Origin of the sequence: Enterococcus sp. HMSC072F02, from assembly GCF_001837725.1 — a bacterium.
Taxonomy (GTDB): domain Bacteria; phylum Bacillota; class Bacilli; order Lactobacillales; family Enterococcaceae; genus Enterococcus_B; species Enterococcus_B lactis.
This window is the reverse complement of the sequence record NZ_KV833965.1, coordinates 96,430-112,821: the sequence shown is the minus strand read 5'-3', so window position 1 is coordinate 112,821 and position 16,392 is coordinate 96,430. Positions and strand designations below refer to the sequence as shown.

The 16,392-nt window shown below is 38.4% G+C and carries 14 protein-coding genes; 10 read left to right on the top strand and 4 right to left on the bottom strand.

The features are described 5' to 3' along the window. Positions 1 to 3,195, top strand: a complete 3,195-nt coding sequence (locus tag HMPREF2731_RS09800; protein ID WP_070872883.1) for a DEAD/DEAH box helicase — start codon at positions 1 to 3, stop codon at positions 3,193 to 3,195. 145 nt (positions 3,196 to 3,340) lie between these two features. Here the strand turns inward: HMPREF2731_RS09800 and HMPREF2731_RS09795 are convergent, their stop codons facing one another. Beyond that, a complete protein-coding gene (locus HMPREF2731_RS09795; RefSeq protein ID WP_002309968.1) occupies positions 3,341 to 4,048 on the bottom strand; it encodes an HAD family hydrolase in 708 nt (235 codons plus the stop codon). A 764-nt stretch (positions 4,049 to 4,812) separates the two neighbouring features. Here HMPREF2731_RS09795 and spxA point away from each other — a divergent pair. The 4 genes from spxA to pepF all read left to right on the top strand — a co-directional run bounded on the left by spxA (position 4,813) and on the right by pepF (position 9,277). Further along, on the top strand, positions 4,813 to 5,211 hold the full coding sequence (gene spxA / locus HMPREF2731_RS09790) for a transcriptional regulator SpxA (protein ID WP_002296384.1): 399 nt from the start codon (positions 4,813 to 4,815) through the stop codon (positions 5,209 to 5,211). A gap of 329 nt (positions 5,212 to 5,540) precedes the next feature. Next, the gene (locus HMPREF2731_RS09785) at positions 5,541 to 6,194 is read left to right on the top strand and encodes an adaptor protein MecA (RefSeq protein ID WP_002328912.1); all 654 of its coding nucleotides are present in this window, start codon (positions 5,541 to 5,543) and stop codon (positions 6,192 to 6,194) included. Positions 6,195 to 6,291: 97 nt separating this feature from the next. After that, positions 6,292 to 7,290, top strand: coding sequence for a competence protein CoiA (locus HMPREF2731_RS09780; RefSeq protein ID WP_002328913.1), 999 nt, complete (start codon positions 6,292 to 6,294; stop codon positions 7,288 to 7,290). 178 nt (positions 7,291 to 7,468) lie between these two features. Next, positions 7,469 to 9,277, top strand: coding sequence for an oligoendopeptidase F (pepF, locus tag HMPREF2731_RS09775; RefSeq protein WP_002315655.1), 1,809 nt, complete (start codon positions 7,469 to 7,471; stop codon positions 9,275 to 9,277). Between the two features lie 71 nt (positions 9,278 to 9,348). Here the strand turns inward: pepF and HMPREF2731_RS09770 are convergent, their stop codons facing one another. Further along, positions 9,349 to 10,026 carry a ClpXP adapter SpxH family protein gene (locus tag HMPREF2731_RS09770; protein WP_002328914.1) on the bottom strand — a complete coding sequence of 226 codons (678 nt, stop codon included), beginning with the start codon at positions 10,024 to 10,026 and terminating at the stop codon, positions 9,349 to 9,351. 117 nt (positions 10,027 to 10,143) lie between these two features. Then, the gene (locus HMPREF2731_RS09765) at positions 10,144 to 10,719 is read right to left on the bottom strand and encodes a CYTH domain-containing protein (RefSeq protein ID WP_002315657.1); all 576 of its coding nucleotides are present in this window, start codon (positions 10,717 to 10,719) and stop codon (positions 10,144 to 10,146) included. A 130-nt stretch (positions 10,720 to 10,849) separates the two neighbouring features. Here HMPREF2731_RS09765 and HMPREF2731_RS09760 point away from each other — a divergent pair, with 130 nt between their 5' ends. The 4 genes from HMPREF2731_RS09760 to mgtE are packed head-to-tail and all read left to right on the top strand — an operon-like array spanning position 10,850 to position 14,609. Next, on the top strand, positions 10,850 to 11,557 hold the full coding sequence (locus tag HMPREF2731_RS09760; protein WP_002309982.1) for a GTP diphosphokinase: 708 nt from the start codon (positions 10,850 to 10,852) through the stop codon (positions 11,555 to 11,557). Then, positions 11,532 to 12,329, top strand: a complete 798-nt coding sequence (locus tag HMPREF2731_RS09755) for an NAD kinase (protein ID WP_002315658.1) — start codon at positions 11,532 to 11,534, stop codon at positions 12,327 to 12,329. The genes HMPREF2731_RS09760 and HMPREF2731_RS09755 overlap by 26 nt, the downstream gene beginning before the upstream one ends. A gap of 1 nt (position 12,330) precedes the next feature. Then, complete coding sequence (locus HMPREF2731_RS09750; RefSeq protein ID WP_002315659.1) at positions 12,331 to 13,230, top strand: RluA family pseudouridine synthase; 900 nt, start codon at positions 12,331 to 12,333, stop codon at positions 13,228 to 13,230. Positions 13,231 to 13,247: 17 nt separating this feature from the next. Then, positions 13,248 to 14,609 (top strand): magnesium transporter, encoded by a 1,362-nt coding sequence (gene mgtE, locus HMPREF2731_RS09745; RefSeq protein WP_002315660.1) that lies wholly within the window; start codon positions 13,248 to 13,250, stop codon positions 14,607 to 14,609. Positions 14,610 to 14,668: 59 nt separating this feature from the next. Here the strand turns inward: mgtE and HMPREF2731_RS09740 are convergent, their stop codons facing one another. Beyond that, the gene (locus HMPREF2731_RS09740) at positions 14,669 to 15,310 is read right to left on the bottom strand and encodes a copper homeostasis protein CutC (RefSeq protein WP_002309986.1); all 642 of its coding nucleotides are present in this window, start codon (positions 15,308 to 15,310) and stop codon (positions 14,669 to 14,671) included. 108 nt (positions 15,311 to 15,418) lie between these two features. On the opposite strand from HMPREF2731_RS09740, the gene HMPREF2731_RS09735 reads away from it, so the two are divergent. Beyond that, entirely contained in the window at positions 15,419 to 16,285 is an 867-nt protein-coding gene (locus tag HMPREF2731_RS09735) for a methyltransferase domain-containing protein (RefSeq protein ID WP_002328915.1), read from the top strand. The last annotated feature ends 107 nt before the right edge of the window (positions 16,286 to 16,392 follow it).

The window sequence follows — 16,392 nt, the reverse complement described above, 5'->3', positions numbered from 1 at the left end:
ATGAAATGGAGTATTCCGGAAAAAGTCATTGCACGTGGGCGTCAATACTTGCAAGAAGGCCGAGTGTTATCGGTTGTCCCTGACCAAGAAGAAAACGTGTGGCATGCAGAAGTCTTGGGCAGTGAATTGTATATGGTTGATTTGGATGGGACAGCAAAAGAGATAGATTACTGCCAATGTCCATATTGGGAGGAACATAAATATTGTAAGCATACAGTTGCTGTGGAACTTTACTTACGGTCGAAAAATCTATCTCGTATCATGAAAAAAGACCAGCCGATGTTAGAACCGGTAAAAACAACAAGTGAAGGAGAAATCATTGCAAAAGGTTTTTCTCGTCTAAAAATACAAAAAAATCCTCAAGCGGTGCAACCCTTGATTATTGAATACCAAGTAGAAACGATTGAGACAAATCAGTATCATCCAGAGCTTTCTATTTTGGCGCTTTACTTACGTATCGGTTCTTTGGCATCGCCGAAAAAAACATATATCGTAAAAAACATCTATGATTTTTTACAGGCTTACACAGAAAAAGAAACCTACACAGTCAATAAGCAGTATCAGTTTCGTCTAGATAAACGGGCTTTTCAAAAAGAAGATCAAAAAATACTCGCTCATCTTGCAGGAAGTGCCCAAACGCATCAATTATTAGGCACGAATGGCTTGCAAGTCAAAGGGAAACTAGACAAAAGATACCTGCTTCTCCCAGTAGAACAAGCCCGCTTCCTGCTAGAACAGATGAATCAGACGACACGTTTGCATCTGCAGATAAATGAACAAAACGATCAAGGAATCCAATTTTCCGATCAAAACAAGCCTTTATCATTCAAAGTGGAAAAACAGGGAGAAGACTATTTATTGCAAGCATTGAATGATTTTGATTTTTTCTTTATGCATTATCAGTGGGGGCTTATCCAGGGAGTATTCTATTCTCTAACGAAGCATCAACAAACAGTTTATCAAACTTGGAAACAATTGATTCGCCGATTGGAGAAACCAGAAATAGTATTCAAGAAAAAAGAACTACCGGCCTTGTTTAAAGAAATCATTCCTCTTCTTTCGGAGATCGGAGACGTAGTGGTTGCCTCTGAAGTAGAAAAGGAAGTAGCAGATATTCCAGTCGAATTTATTTTCTTTTTTCGAAAAGCCAAAGGAAAAATCCAAGCTCGAGTCGATTTCGTCTATGGCGAAGTCATCTATTCGACCGATCCAAAACATGAGGTCTCGGCCAATCAGGACTTTCAGGTGCTGCGTGACAGAGCTGAAGAAAAACGAGTCCTTGATTTATTCAGGATGTATCGCTACCAGAAAAATGAAACTGGCTATGAGCGTCCATTGCCAAGCGGGGAGGAACTATATGCCTTTTTCCGTACAGAACTATCTGTCTTCCGTCAGTTTGGTGAAGTCAGACTTGGCAGAAAGTTGCGGGAGTTGTATTTAGATGCGCATAAACATCAACCGCAAATCGAAGTAACCGAGACTGGTTCATGGCTTGATATTCGGTTCGACGTATCGGGGATAGAAGAGCAAGAGATTGATCATGTACTGCAAAGCTTGTTGCGAAATGATGCTTTTTATACATTGGAAAATGGACAGGTTCTTTCTTTTGATTCAGAGGAATTCCAACAAACAAGCCAAGTATTGCAACAATTACGGGAGTCAATACGTTCAGAAGAAGGGACGATCCATGTACCTAAGAATCAAGGACTGATCATTCAAAATCAATTGGAAAAAAGCAATGCTACTTTTAGCGAATCGTTTCAAACGATGGTCCAAGATCTCATTCATCCAGAAGGGTATCAGGCGCAACTTCCCAAAGGATTGAATGCAAAGATGAGAGAGTATCAGAAGCAAGGGTTCCGATGGTTGAAGATGTTAGGCCATTATCAGTTTGGCGGTATCTTAGCCGATGAAATGGGACTTGGGAAAACACTGCAGACGATTGCCTTTTTACTTTCGGAAAAAGAAGAACGGGAAAGCTTTTCTGCTTTGATCGTAGCGCCGGCCAGCTTAATCTACAACTGGCAGGCAGAGGTAAAAAAATTCGCTCCTTCTTTGAATATCCAAGTAATCAATGGGAATAAAAAAGAACGGGAAGAATTGCTGGCTAAAGACACAGATATTCGAGTGACCTCTTATGCCAGTTTGAGACAGGATTTAGCTGATTACCAGTCACAAAAAATTGATTATTTGATCCTTGATGAGGCGCAAATGGTCAAAAATAGTAGTACGAAAACTGCTCAAGCATTGAGAGAATTAGCTGTGCCTCAGCGATTTGCATTAAGTGGGACACCAATCGAGAATAATTTAGAAGAATTGTGGTCATTGTTTGCAACAATCATGCCAGGATTTTTCCCAACCAAAACAAAATTCAGAGAACTTGCCGCAGAAGAAATTGCGCAAATGATCCGACCGTTCATTTTACGGCGAGATAAACAAACTGTGTTGAAAGACTTACCAGAAAAAACAGAAATGAATCTATATTCTGCACTGACAGAAGAACAAAAGACCGTTTATTTAGCTTACTTGCGTCAAATGCGTGAAGAAATCTCGTCAATGGATTCTGAAGCATTCAAGAAAAACCGGATCGGGATACTAGCAGGTCTGACAAGGTTGCGTCAAATTTGTTGCGATCCTCGTCTGTTTATTGAAGATTACCAAGGCGGTTCTGGCAAACTCGAACAAGTAAAAGATCTATTAGTCGCTGCCAAAGAGAACAAACGCAGAGTTCTGCTGTTTTCTCAATTTACAGGTATGCTTACTATCTTACAAGAAGAGTTAGCCGAGCTGGGAATCTCAACATTTTATTTAAGAGGCAGTACAAAACCGCAAGATCGATTAAGTATGGTAGATGCATTTAATGCAGGCGAAAAAGATGTTTTCCTGATTTCTTTAAAGGCTGGGGGAACGGGACTGAATTTGACAGGAGCAGATACGGTCATCTTGTATGACCTTTGGTGGAACCCTGCAATTGAAGAACAAGCTGCTGGTCGTGCGCATCGAATCGGACAGAAAAATGTGGTAGAAGTGTGGCGTATGATTTCTGAAGGAACGATTGAAGAACGAATGGATTCGCTCCAACAAGAAAAACGCGAACTGTTCCAAAAAGTGATCCAAGGAAATGAAGAACAGCTGACAAAACTGACTGAAGAAGATATCCGCATGATCTTAAGTGTAGGAGAGATTGAGAAGTAAGAGATTCGAAACAATCGTTCAGTAATGGATAAGAAGATCTTTCGAAAAAAGCAGGTGTTTAGTTGATTTAAGAAATAGCAAGGAAGTTGGGTTTCTGTTTTATCCCGATTTCCTTGCTATTATTTTTTGTTTTTATTTATAGGCGTTAAGCAAAGATTGTCTTCATTGTTTCTAACAGCTGATCAAAAGAAGAAATTTCGATATCGCAAATAGGGGTCTGGTCGATTTTGCGTTCTCGATGGTTGAACCAAAGTGCTTGCCAGTCGGCACTTTTTGCACCTAAAACATCATTGTCATAATTGTCGCCAACATATAGAGTCTCTCCTGGAAGCATATGAAATTCTTTCTCAGCAAGCTGAAAAATCTCTTTTTCTGGCTTTTGGAAACCTGTTGCTTGAGAAACCAGCATGTTGTGGGAAGGAATCCAATTGTTCAATTGAAGTTGTTTTAATTTTTTTGTCTGATGGTCAGTCGGTCCATTTGTGATAATTCCTAATGGGACATTTTTTTCCTTCAAGAAGTCAAGTGTTTTTTTGACCTCCTCATGCAAACAGATATTATCAAGTTCTTCCTCGTAAATTTTTTGAAATAGGAGACCTTCTTCTTCTGTGATGTGAGGGTAGTCTAAATCTTTTAGTGATTGGCTGATTCGATGTGCTCGCATATATTCTAGCGTCCACTCTCCTGCCATTACTTTTGGAAAGTTTTCATCACTATGATGACGGAATCGGATATATAGTGGATGCATATCTTCATCTGAAACAAGCGGCACGACTCTTTTTACCGCATTTCGAAATGGCTGCTGCTGATCATACATTGTATCATCAACATCAAACACAACTGATTTAATCAAAATTTTACACGCCTTTCGGTTTTCATTGATTTTTTCACAAATCCTTGACTATTGTAACAGAAAAAATTATCTAAAAAAGCTGATAAATAAAGGTTTTTCTTACTATATTTCTGTTTCCTTGACAGAATAAGGTTTTTATATTTCAGTTTTTTTCACTAAAAATCATGAAACACGTCAATAGGTTTGATGAACAAATTAATCATTATTGTGTAACTCGGTTGGTTTATTTTAATGCAATCTCTGAGGAATTTTCGAAAGGTTTATTTTTTTAATACAGTCTCAGTATAACTATTCAAACATAAAATAACGTTATTTAGTTTATTTGTTTATAGTAAATTTTATCTAGTAATCATTGCTTTAAAATATTGCGCTTATATAACAGAGAAAATAAGCGTTATAATAAAGAACAATATTATCTAAAATGACAAGAAACATTACTATCAAAGAAATAAAAAACATAAAAAATCTTAAGAAATCGGTTTCATCTGTGTTTTTAGATAAAATAATAGTACAGTTTTGTTTGCTGTTTCATTGTCTTCTAAAATTTGAATTAGATTTGAAAACTCTAATTTTTAAATGATGAAAAAAGCAAGAACGCTGGTTTTACTGTATATTAACCTTAGATAACTTTCATTTTTTTAAAAAAATTATGAAAAAAAGGTAGCTATTTAAAAGTTGATTATGTATAATAGAAACAGATGGGAGATTATTATGATCTTCTGTTACAAAAAAGTGATTCTTATCACGAAAAGGAGTGGTGCACGTTGTTAACATTATATACTTCTCCAAGTTGTACTTCCTGCAGAAAGGCTCGTGCGTGGTTGCAAGAACATCAGATTCCATTTGTTGAACGTAATATTTTTTCAGAACCATTGAACAGTTCTGAATTAAAAGCGATTTTACAAATGACAGAAGACGGAACAGAAGAAATCATCTCGACACGTTCCAAAGTATTCCAAAAACTGAACATGGATTTAGATGATCTGCCGTTACAAGAACTATTGGAACTTGTGCAAAACAATCCTGGATTGCTTCGCCGTCCAATCATGATTGATGATAAACGTCTACAAGTTGGTTTTAATGAAGACGAGATTCGTCGATTCCTGCCGCGCGATGTACGACAATTAGAATTGCGTCAAGCACAATTGATGGCTGGATTATAGAAGATAAAATGAAACTTGGAAAAACTATTACGAGGATAGTTTTTCCAAGTTTTTTTGTTTTTATAAATAGCTTCTTTATTGTGGGCACAAAAAAGGGTGTGAGAGTGATCATGGTATGAAAAACAGAAGTGATTGATTAGCTAAAAAGTCGGCTATATAGTATTCATCTCCCAAAAATGTTATAGTTAAATAAGATAGCTTGAACTATTGGAAAAATCTGCTGGTTTTATTAAATTCACTTAACAGCGGGATTTTTTTTCTTTACATTTAAGCTGATTTCGCTACAATGAATCTATATTGAACATTGCGGCAAAGTGAGGTGTAGCAAAATGGAAATGGAACATATCAATGAAAATACGATCCGTGTACTGATAGGTCATGAAGATTTAGAAGAACGGGGCGTTTCATTTTTGGATTTACTTGGCAATCACAAAGAAATCGAAAATTTCTTTTATAGTATTCTGGAAGAAGTTGATATCGAAGAGGAGTTCCGAGGAAGCGAAGCTGTCACTTTCCAAGTTTTGCCAAAAGGAGACGGATTAGAACTGTTTATCAGTAAAAACCTGCCAGATGAAGAAGTTTCTCAATCAGAAGATTCTGCTGTGGATTCAGAAGACGTGAGCGAATTTCTCCGTCAGCAAATTATTGGTAGCGATCCGGAAGAAGAATTATCTGGAAGCGTCCTAGAAGAACAGGAAAGACAAGCAATTTTTGCTTTTGAAGATTTTGAGCAAGTGATCCAGCTGGCAACAGATGTTGAACTAGAGTCTGCTTGGACTGATTTGTACTTATTCGAAGAGCGTTATTACCTAGTCGTTCATTTCTGGATGGAGAATCTCAACCAAGCGGATGTAGAGAATCAGATTGCTCGAATTTTGGAGTTTGCAGAAAAGAGCGATCGTACACCAGAAACATTGAATGAATATGGAAAGTGTCTGATGGCGCGTAATGCTATCGAGCGTACGAAATTTTATTTTGTATAAATCATCATTATAGTAAGAGCCATATCGATCATATATCGATATGGCTCTTTTTCGTGTAAATAAATTGTTAGACGTAAATAAGTTCAGAGGGAGAAAAATGCTGCTTGCGATGAATGAATATCATGAATGCTGTTCTGCTAAATATGCAGAAAAAGAGAAAACGTATTATTGTCGTAGTTGTCGGAAAAGAGTGGTTTTGAAAAGGGGAAAGAAAAAATGTGCTCATTTTGCCCATCGAAAAACCGACAACTGTTCGGTTTTTAGTGAGGGGGAATCAGAAGAACACTTGCAGTTAAAGGAATATTTCATGGATTGGCTGGGACAGTCAGCAGAACCTGCATTTTTGGAAGCCTATTTGCCAAGATTGAGGCAGAGACCAGATATTTTATTGGCTAATCTAGCATTAGAAATCCAATGTTCTAGATTGTCTCATCAGAGATTTGTTGAAAGAACCAAAAGTTATTTGAACAACGGTTATCAAGTATGGTGGATACTTGGTCATTCTTTTCTTGGACAGCGGCAATTTTCATTGATAGAAAAAAGTTGCTGCTATTATAATAGAAAAAGGGGGGTACATTGCTGGAAAGCTGACCTTAAGAACCAAAAACTTTATTTATATCATCATATTACAGAGACTGTATCAGGTCACATTTCTTTTTTCAGTAGCTGCTGGACTTTTTCTGGTAATGATCTTAAAAAAATATTTACTAATAATGAGATCAAAATAAATCAGATGAAGAAAACAGAAAGGTTAAGCGAGGATGGGAAGAAGTGGCTGGCGCGCCAGCTGATTTACAAACAAAAAAATACAGTATCCATACAAGAACAGTGCTACTTGCGTCACAAGCACCTTTTGTATCTATCACCGTGGATCTATCAAAACAGTCGGTTTTTCTTTTATTTACGAGAACAGGTTTTTCTTTATCGAATGTTGTACGAAGAATCCTTAAAACAACAGAAAGTACCTGATTTCAGCTCATGGTTTTGCCAAGTAAAAGAATATAAAATGCAGTGGCTTTTCCCTATGATTGAGGAAGAGAGGGTCTATCGGCAATTTTTTGATGAATGCACACATTTATCCTCTTGGAAAATATAGTAAGTATAAAAATAGAACAGGAATCGGTTTTCTATGTAAAACAAGTTTCAGTTGTGCTAAAATTGATAGAAGCAGACACATAGATTAGTAGAAAAATCAGATGCTGTAACATGTGGATGTTAGACGAGGATCTATTTTGATAGACCGAGACAAAAGGATATAAAAAGGAGTGGATTTCATGGAAGTAAAGCAGTTGCCAAAACGCGAAGAATTGCCTGAAAATTTAACTTGGGACTTGACCAAGATCTTTTCAAGCGACCAAGAATTTGATGAGAAATATCTAGAATTATCAGAAAAGTTAAAAAAATCTGAAAAATACAAAGGAACACTTGATCAAGGGGCTTCTCAATTTCTTGATGCGATTGAATTTGTGTTGAGTGTTTATCGCCAAACTGAAATCATTTATGTCTATGCGCACCTTAAAAACGATCAAGATACTGGGAATACAGAATATCAAGCGCTTTATGCAAGAGCAAGTAGTTTGTTTTCAAAGGTTAGTGAAGCTGTTTCCTGGTTTGAACCAGAAATATTGCAGTTATCAGATGAACGGATTTGGCAATATTTCAAAGAAGAACCGAAGTTAGAAGTCTATCGTCACTATATCCAGCAAATAGTAGATAATCGTGCCCATGTTTTATCTGCCGATCAGGAATCGCTTCTTGCAGGAGCAGGTGAAATCTTTGAGGCTTCAAGTGATACATTTGCTGTTTTGAATAATGCAGATTTAGTTTTCCCAACGATCGAAGGAGAGAATGGTGAAAAAGTCCAATTATCTCATGGCGTGTACGGTCAGTTGCTAGAAAGCACGGATCGAAGTGTTCGCGAAGCCGCATTTAAAGGGTTGTACAGTGTTTATGAACAATTTAGAAATACGTTTGCTTCTACTTTAAGTACGCATATAAAAGGACATAATTTTAAAGCAAAAGTTCGTAATTACAGCTCTGCCAGAGAAGCATCTTTGAGCAATAATCATATTCCTGAAAGTGTATACGACACTTTGGTAGCCGTGGTAAACAAGCATTTGCCTTTACTGCATCGATATATGGAATTACGGAAACGTTTATTAGAAGTGGAAAAACTGCACATGTACGATCTTTATACACCGGTCTTAGGAGAAGCTCCAATCACCTTTACGTATGAAGAAGCAAAAGAGAAAGCTTTGGAAGCACTGAAGCCAATGGGTGAAGAGTACATGACTATTGTAGAAAAAGCATTCTCTGAACGTTGGATCGATGTTGTCGAAAATAAAGGAAAACGAAGTGGTGCCTATTCTTCGGGAAGCTATGACACAAATCCATATATTTTATTGAATTGGCATGATACATTGGATCAGCTGTTTACGCTTGTCCACGAAATGGGACATAGTGTCCACAGTTATTTCACACGGTCGAACCAGCCTTATGTATACGGTGACTACTCTATCTTTTTAGCAGAAATTGCTTCGACAACGAACGAAAATATCCTAACAGAATATTTATTGGAAACAGAAAAAGACCCTCGTGTCCGGGCTTATGTGCTCAACCATTACTTGGATGGATTTAAAGGAACAGTTTTCCGCCAGACACAATTTGCTGAATTCGAGCACTTCATGCATACGGAAGATGAAAAAGGTGTGCCATTGACTAGTGAATATCTAAGTGATAGTTATGGTAAATTGAATGCAAAATATTATGGTCCGGCAGTCGAAGAAGATCCAGAAATCAAATTTGAATGGTCACGGATCCCGCATTTTTACTATAATTACTATGTCTTCCAATACTCGACTGGTTTTTCTGCTGCTTCAGCGTTGGCGAAAAGAATACTCAGTCAGGAACCAGATGCGCTAGAGAACTATTTGGCTTATCTAAAAGCTGGTAACAGTGATTATCCTGTTGAAGTGATGAAAAAAGCAGGAGTAGATATGACACAGGCTGCGTATATCGAAGATGCAATGTCGATGTTTGAACAACGACTAAACGAATTAGAAGAATTGATTGATCGTTTATAAGATTTTTGATTTTTTCGAATAGAAACGAAAAAAATACGTCGGCTCTCTTGTAAGGGAGTCGACGCATTTTTTTAATTAGAAAGCAAGTGTAAATGGCTAGTTCGTGAATGGAACTGAGAATCATTTGTATGTAAATGTTCACCATTAAAAACTTGATACGAGTTATCTGTTGTTTTACACAGCTCTTTGATTCTCCAAAGGCTGCTGGTGCCTTCTACTTCTACTAAAACACCAAAATCACGATCGCAAGCGTAATTGTAAACGACTGCGGAAGGATGTTTCGTGATGCCCATTTCCCGAGCAATTTTTTGATCGGAAAAGAATACTTCTTTAACAAAGTCAGATTGCCGATCTTCTTTAAACATATTCAAATCGCCGCCAATCTCTTCAAATATCGATTCAGCAAGTGCACGAGAATATGGTATGTTATTGCAGCCGACTGCTTCTTGCAGTTTGATCAAAAAACGGCGGCCTTTTTTCTTTCCTTGGAATTGAGCCGCTTTGCAGTCTAATGCGGCAGAATAAGTCGTTGAGAATAAGTGGTTACGTTTCTCAAGATTGTTTTGAGAAATTCCTTTTTGTTGCATGACATCCCCAATTGTCTGCAAATTGACCAAAGGAAGAAAGCGAATTTGCATCTTTTCTTTTGATGGTGTTCCGTACTCTTCTTCAATAAATTGTAATAACTGTTGCTCCATTTCGAAACAATATTCCCCTAAAGGATTAACAAATAAATAGATTTCGATCATATGAATCTCCCCCAAAATAGATTCTATACAACTAGTGACTAGATTCTTTCACATCCTATAACTTAACAGAAAAAAGTAAAAAAATGAACTCAAGTGCCTTGTGAAAATGAAAGGTTTCTAATTTTTAGCCTCAAGCATACGTTGGATCTTGTTCTTAGCAGGACGATAAGGCAAAGAAAAACGTTTTAAAAAATTTATAAAAGCAATTTTTCCTGCAGATGCATCCCCTACCTCTAGTTCTAGTTCAAAATCATGAAGATTGTCTCCCCAGCTTTCATCGATAGCTAAAAGTCCTTCTTCAATAGGGAACTCAGCCCGTTTTGTTGTAAGCTTTCCTGTTTGGATCAATGAAGCAGGATCGATATTCAAATCAGAAAGTTTTTGAAAAACTGCGCCCGAGCGAGGCAAACGTTTTTGAAAGATGAATGCTTCTGCTTCTTCTGTTACAAAGGTATCCGTCGTTTCGAGACGTCCTTCCTCAGCAGGTGTTTTTAATGTATATTCAGCTTGATGACCAACGAAACGGATTCGTAGGCCACAATTTTGTTTCTTCAGCTGTTCATCAACGGTATCGAAGTAAATATTAGTCTGTACACGGAAATCTTTATCTGTTAATTGATAGTGAGCGATGAATATCTCGTACTCTTGCTTTGTCAGCATAGATTTATATTCGATTTCAAGCATTTGCGTCATTTGATCGACTCCTTTTTGTCTATTCTGCCTAATTTTCTTTTTTTGGTCAATGCATAAATCAAGAGTACGAAAAAACTTTGCATATATGGTAGAATAAACAATGAATGTTAATGAAGTAGAGGTATCAGCTATGGAACGAGATTGGGAAGCATTTTTAGCACCATATGAACAAACTGTATCAGAATTGAAAGTGAAACTGCGGGGAATCCGTAAACAGTTTCGTGAACAAAATCGTCATGTTCCAATTGAATTTGTCACTGGGAGAGTCAAACCAGTTGACAGCATCGTAACAAAGTCACAGTTACGTCATATTCCGATGGGACGCTTAGAAGAAGAAATGTCTGATATTGCCGGCTTAAGGATCATGTGTCAGTTTGTAGAAGATATCCATCAAGTTGTTGAGATTATCCGTAAAAGAAAAGACATGAAAGTTCTTCAAGAACGGGATTACATCACTAATAAGAAAGCAAGTGGCTACCGTTCGTATCATCTGGTGATCGAGTATCCTGTACAGTTGATCAGTGGTGAGAAGAAAATTTTGGCGGAAATCCAAATACGGACCCTTGCGATGAATTTCTGGGCAACGATCGAGCATTCATTGAATTATAAATATCAAGGCGTTTTTCCAGAAGAAATGAGTGAACGACTTCAGCGTGCGGCAGAAGCTGCGTATCAGCTGGATGAAGAGATGTCTAGTATCCGTGAAGAAATCCAAGAAGCACAGCGATTGTTCTCCCATGGAAGAGGAAAATCAGATGATGTCTACTATCGAACGCTTTTGAAGAAAGAAAGCGAAAGAGAGGAGGCAGGGGATGAAAGTAGCGATCGTTCACAATAAAGAAGCAAAGACCATAGAAGTGGCTGAGCGCTTGAACACACTATTAGAACAAGCTGGGATCCAGCGAGATGATCATGAACCAGAGTTGGTCATCTCAATTGGTGGAGATGGCACATTATTATCGGCATTTCATCACTACAGTCATTGTCTGAATGACGTGCGTTTCTTAGGCGTGCATACAGGTCATTTAGGGTTTTATACTGATTGGCGAGATTACGAGTTGGAAGAACTAGTAGACAGCTTGCGAACAAATCGGGAACAAAGTGTCAGCTATCCCTTGTTGGATGTTCGGATCAGTTATTTGGATGAAACGCCTGATCAGCATTTTTTAGCACTAAATGAATCAACGATTAAACGGGCCAATCGTACGATGGTAGCCGATGTATACATTAAAAATGAATTGTTTGAAAGTTTCAGAGGAGATGGGTTGACGATTTCTACACCCACTGGTTCGACTGCCTATAATAAAAGTGTCGGCGGTGCAGTGATCCATCCTAGTATCAATGCCTTTCAATTGGCTGAGATTGCTTCGCTGAATAATCGAGTGTTTCGTACTTTGGGTTCTCCGATCGTGATTGCCCATGATGAGTGGTTGGAAATAAAATTGGAAAATACAGAAGATTATCTTGTAACGGTTGATCAATTGAATGTCGCAAAAGCCGATATCCGTTCTATTTATTATCGAATAGCAGAAGAACGGATCCATTTTGCTTCTTATCGACATATGCATTTTTGGCATCGCGTGAAAGATGCCTTTATTGGTGAGGATTAATATGCAGTTTACATGGGATTATGAGAAAGATCATTCTCAGCAGGTAAAATATTTTTTAAAAGAAAAAGGGATCTCAAAAGGTCTGTTAGCGAAAATAAAATTTCAAGGCGGTCAAATCAAAGTCAATGATCAAGTAGAAAATGTCTTGTTTTCTCTAGCCAAGGATGATAAGGTAACCATTGTGATTCCTGCTGAAGGAGAACATGAAACCGTACTTTTGGACGAAACGCCGATCGATATCGTGTATGAAGATGAACATGTTCTGGTAGTAAACAAACCAGCAGGCGTTTCGTCCATTCCTGCCCAATACCATCCAAATGGGACAATGGCAAATCGTGTAAAAGCTTATTACAAAAAACAAGGGTACGAAAACCAAGTAATTCATGTAGTTACACGACTAGACCGTGATACGTCTGGCTTGATGCTTTTTGCCAAGCATGGGTTTGCGCACGCAAAATTAGACACGCAACTTCGTGAAAAGAAGTTTGTAAAAAAATATCAAGCATTAGTCAGTGGAATGCTTTCCAATTTATCGGCACATGGACATATCGATTTGCCGATTGCCCGAGATTATTCTTCGCTACTGAAGCGAATGGTCTCTAATGAAGGACGTTCTGCACAGACGGAGTACTGGATAGAGAAGCGACTAACAGAAATCGCGTTAGTTGATATCCAGCTGCATACAGGAAGGACACATCAAATAAGAGTTCATTTTTCCGCCATTGGCTGTGCACTGCTCGGTGATGATATGTATAGCGGACGAATGGATCTGGGAATAAAAAGACAAGCCCTTCATTGTTATGATCTGCGTTTTTACCACCCATTTACAGAAGAGCTGCTAGAGTTCAAGCAGCCTTTAGCCGCAGACATGGAGGCAGTTGTGAGACGGTTTGAAGAATAAGGCGAGGTGAGATTGGTTTGGATGAAAATCAAGAATTAGAGGAAAGATTTGCCCAGTTGACTCAAGATTTAAGGGAAAATAATATTCAGGCATTCAGAAACAGTTTTTTAGAGATGCATATCTATGAGCAGGGGCAATTCTACCAATCTCTTACAGAAGAGAACAGGCAGCTGATCTATTCCTATCTGTCGCCTAAAGAATTAGCGGATATGTTCGATGTGATTGAAGAAGATAACGAACATATGAAAGAATATCTGGATGAGATGCGTCCTAGCTATGCCGCAGATATGCTTTCTGAGATGTATACAGATAATGCTGTCGATTTGCTTAATACGTTAGATAAAAAGCAAATTGCTAAATATTTAAGTTTGATGTCTGCAGACGATGCCAGTGAAATCAAGGAATTGCTCCATTACGAAGACGAAACAGCTGGTGCAATCATGACTACTGAATTTGTTTCGATCGTAGCAAATCAAACCGTTCGCTCTGCGATGTATGTGCTGAAGAATGAAGCAGATGTTGCTGAAACAATCTATTACATCTATGTCGTTAATCAAGAAGGTCAACTAGTGGGGGTTATTTCTCTACGCGACCTAATCGTGAATGATGATGATGCTATGATTTCTGATCTGATGAGCGAGCGGGTGCTTTCAGTTCATGTAGGCGACGACCAAGAAGATGTGGCACAAACATTCAGGGATTATGACTTCTTAGCTCTTCCTGTCACCGATTATGATGATCATTTGTTGGGAATCGTCACAGTCGATGACATCATTGACGTTATTGATGATGAAGCTGCCAGCGATTATTCAGGACTTGCCGGGGTCAATGTGGAAGAAATCAATGAAAATCCAGTAAAGGCAGCATCTCGACGTTTGCCTTGGCTAATCACTCTGTTGTTTTTAGGTATGTCTACTGCTTCTTTGATCAGTCATTATGAAGACTTGGTAAGTGAAGCGAGCATTTTAGCGGTCTTCATTTCACTGATCACAGGAACAGCTGGTAATGCTGGAACCCAGTCGCTGGCTGTGGCTGTCCGTCGACTTGCAATCTCTGATGACAAAGATCACGGGTTTGTCCGACTTGTTTTGGCTGAAGTCTTGACCGGCGTCGTAACAGGAGCTGTTACAGGGATTACGATTTTTCTGATCGTGGGCTTTTGGAAACATAATTTTATCTTAGGATTTGTGATAGGGATGGCCATGCTGTTTGCGATAACAGTGGCGAATCTTGCAGGTAGTTTGATTCCGATGCTGATGGATCGTCTAGGATTTGATCCAGCGGTAGCAAGCGGTCCATTTATCACGACCTTGAGTGATTTGACAAGTGTACTGATTTATTTCAATATTGCCTCTTTATTTATGGGCTATTTTATGTAAAAAGCAAAAACATTGGCAACAAGTATACTGCTTGTTGCCAATGTTTTTTGTTTATAAGATTATGGCTGAAGTTCAACGATTTTAGTTCCGTGGACTTCACTCACGTTTAATTCTTTAGCTACATGTGCTGCATTCGCTGCTGTTACGCCACCACCGGGCAAAATGATCAAACGGCCATCTGCATAGTCAATCAATTCTTTGAGCCGTGGGAAATGTTCTTCAATCGTTTGATCAGCAGGGCCGCCATGCGTCAAGATACGGTCAACACCGTGCGCTGCCAGCCAATCGATTGCTTCAAATTGCCGTTCTTCAGGAATACTGTCAAAAGCCATATGGAAGGTGATCTGTACGCCTTCTGCGGTTTCGATCAATAGTTCCAATGCTTCTTCGTCTAGCCATCCTGAGGGAGTAAGACAACCAAAAACTACGCCATCCGTCCCTAATTTCTTTGCTTCAATCAAATCAGTATGCATAATTTTCAATTCGATATCGTTATAGACAAAATCACCCCCTCTAGGACGGATAATCGTCATTACAGGGATATTTTTTTCCCCTGCGTAACTTAATGTTTCTTCGATCACACCAGTACTTGGGGTCGTTCCGCCGACCGCTAAGTTGTCACATAATTCGATTCGGTTAGCTCCTCTGGCAATTGCCAGAGGAATAGATGTGTAGTTTTCAGCACAAAATTCTTTGATCATCTGATCTTCTCCTTTGTCTTTCGCTTTCTTCTAGGCATTGTATCATATTTTTACCAGTTGCCAAAGTGAGCATCTAACGGTAAGATAAAACAGAAATGAGGGGGAACTATGTTAAAAAAAATTGACCGAGGACGCCAGTTTTTGGCAGAAAAACATCAGCTGTTCCGCTGTCCAGTTTGCCAAGAAGAGGTAGAAAAGTCTGATAATGGCTTGATATGCAAAAATAATCACCGTTTTGATCTGTCCAAAAAAGGAACACTTTACTTTTTATCCCACGCGGTTAAAACAGAATATGATCAAGAAATGTTCGTTCCAAGGCGTAGAATGATCCAATCAGGCATGTATCAGCCTGTTATTGAGACTATCGCACAGCATCTGCCTAATGAAGTCTCGCTATTAGATGTCGGCTGCGGAGAAGGAAGCTTCTTGAATGAACTTTCAAAATTGAAAAAGATTCAAACTGCTGTTGGATTTGATATTTCAAAAGAAGGGGTCTATGCAGCTACGGAACAATCTGTCGAGGCATTTTGGTGTGTAGCGGATTTGACCAATTTGCCATTTGCTGATCAGACATTTAACACGATCTTAAATATCTTTTCGCCTTCTCATTACCAAGAATTTCAACGTGTACTGTCAGAAGATGGAGAGGTGCTGAAAGTAGTGCCGCAAGAAAATTATTTAAAAGAACTGCGCCAGGCTTTTTATCCGAATCAACCTGAAAAGCAAAGTTATTCCAATGATCGTGTAGTCGCAAAGTTTACTGAATCGATGAAACTAACTGAACGTCAGCGTGTGACCTATGAATTTGAGATACCAGAAGAAAATCGAAAAGATCTTTTAGCAATGTCGCCCTTAGAGTGGCAAGTGGAGGAAGGAATCAAAGCAGACTTGTACAAGAATCCTTTGAATAAGATTACAATTGACATAGAATTATTAAAAGGAACTAAGAGAAAACGGTTTTCTAGTAGTTTTTAAAGAGTAGAGGTTGCAAAAGTAAGTTGAGGGTGTTATAGTAGCAACAAGTTGTTTTTTCATTGGTTTTTATCAGGTTCCTGTTCTGATAAAAGTTAGTGAGAAGAGCT